At 49.8% G+C, this 1489-nt stretch carries 3 protein-coding genes; all 3 read right to left on the bottom strand.

Annotation, left to right across the window (positions count from 1 at the left end):
* A partial coding sequence (locus tag F7D73_RS15795; protein ID WP_153126275.1) for a relaxase/mobilization nuclease domain-containing protein occupies window positions 1-619 on the bottom strand: 619 nt, incomplete at its 3' end.
* On the bottom strand, window positions 616-1029 hold the full coding sequence (locus F7D73_RS15790) for a plasmid mobilization protein (RefSeq protein WP_153126273.1): 414 nt from the start codon (window positions 1027-1029) through the stop codon (window positions 616-618). The genes F7D73_RS15795 and F7D73_RS15790, both read right to left, overlap by 4 nt.
* A gap of 184 nt (window positions 1030-1213) precedes the next feature.
* On the bottom strand, window positions 1214-1489 hold a 276-nt coding region (locus tag F7D73_RS15785), incomplete at its 5' end, for a DUF3408 domain-containing protein (RefSeq protein WP_153123854.1).

The following is a 1489-nucleotide window of genomic DNA, read 5'->3' as shown; positions in this document are numbered from 1 at the left end:
TTCGCTCCTTATCCTTATAGACAAACTCTAAGTGAACACCTCGTTTTGCAAGTTCACTTTTGAACTCGTCCCAGCTATCTGCCATTCTCAATGCGCTCTTTACAGCATTGTGAATCTCATATTTGGCTCGCTCAGCATTGCGTAACTTGCGAGTATTAGTATTGCTCTTGTCCGTTCCGTAGGTAAATCCATACTTGGATTTAAGAGCCTTGGTCACTTGCTCATTACGCCTGTAATCATTCCTGTCTGATATGAGCTTGCCCTCGTTATTGATGCGGTTATACACGATATGACAATGTGGATTGTCGGTGTTGTGATGCCTTACGATGATGAATTGAGTATCTTTTATCCCCATCATCTGCATGTATTCAAGGGCTATCTTAGCCATGAATTCATCCGTCAAACGTGGCTTGTCCTCGGGCTTGAAGCTCAAAGCTATGTGCCCCACAGGCTTCTTAATCCTTGGATTTAGTTGCCTTTGTAGCTCGAAACTTTGCGTCATCTCGGTATTCGTGCCGAGTAACACACCATCAGAGGCAAGGATTTTCGCCTCGTCCTTGCCTGTAACATAGCGGATGCAACCAGCAAATGAGCTGCCCTTCTTTAGCTTGCCTATCATGTGGCATCCTCCTTTCTGCCTATTCCGCATGGCTTCGATTTTGGACTTGCTTGGCGATACTCGCCAAGGATTTCTTTCAATCTTCTCAACAAGTCCACCACATATACATGGGTTTCATGGAAACCTCTCTGATGCGACAGCTTGGTAAGTTGGTTGAGGTTGTTCGCCATGCCAATGAGGTTCTTGGCGATGGCTACCGTCTCTGCATTGTGTCCGCTGACCACCTCGCCGTTCAAGGCGGACTCACGGATGTACTCCGCCAACTTGCGGTTGGCTTTTCTCGCCCTCAGTCTCAATGCCTCGTAGCTTGGCTTCGAGAACTTCACCGTGACAGACTTCGACAGCTTGCGAACCCTGCCTGTGGGCGGTCTTCCGCCCTTTCTCCTGTTCTGTTCCTGCATGCTTGTCATTCGATATACTGTTTACAGTTGGTACACTCACTTTCTGCGACCGTCGGGAGCAAAATTCCTCCGCCCTCATGGTGGAGCGAGGCGTTTTGGGGTTCCCAAAACATAACCTCGCTCCCTCTCAGAACACGTTAGTTGGAACTACAGCCTTTCAGCTATCCACGTCCAAGGTCGCAGACCTTAATTCTCACAATTTGCGCCAAGCCTCGAAGTCCTCTTCATAAAGGCTTAGGTGGTGGCGCACGATGTTCTCGATGATGCCCGATACGCTCATGCGCCTCCCTCCGAGGATGCGGACGACACGATCAAGACGGTCTCGTACATCGGAACTGACGAAGACTGGCTTGCGGTCGTCAATCCTTGGAACTTGGAGGAAGGTCTGCTGATACTCCTCTAATGTCGCCTTGCGCTGCTTGCCACTGATGCGCTTCTGCGGATTCGGTGGCGATTGAGCCTCGTTCGT

The organism is Segatella copri (assembly GCF_009494395.1).
Lineage (GTDB): Bacteria > Bacteroidota > Bacteroidia > Bacteroidales > Bacteroidaceae > Prevotella.
The sequence above is the reverse complement of the archived record's forward strand: the minus strand, read 5'-3'. Positions and strand labels throughout refer to the sequence as shown.

Coding starts and splice junctions, on each gene's coding strand:
- F7D73_RS15790 (WP_153126273.1), bottom strand. CDS start 1,029: ATGACAAGCATGCAGGAACAGAACAGGAGAAAGGGCGGAAGACCGCCC.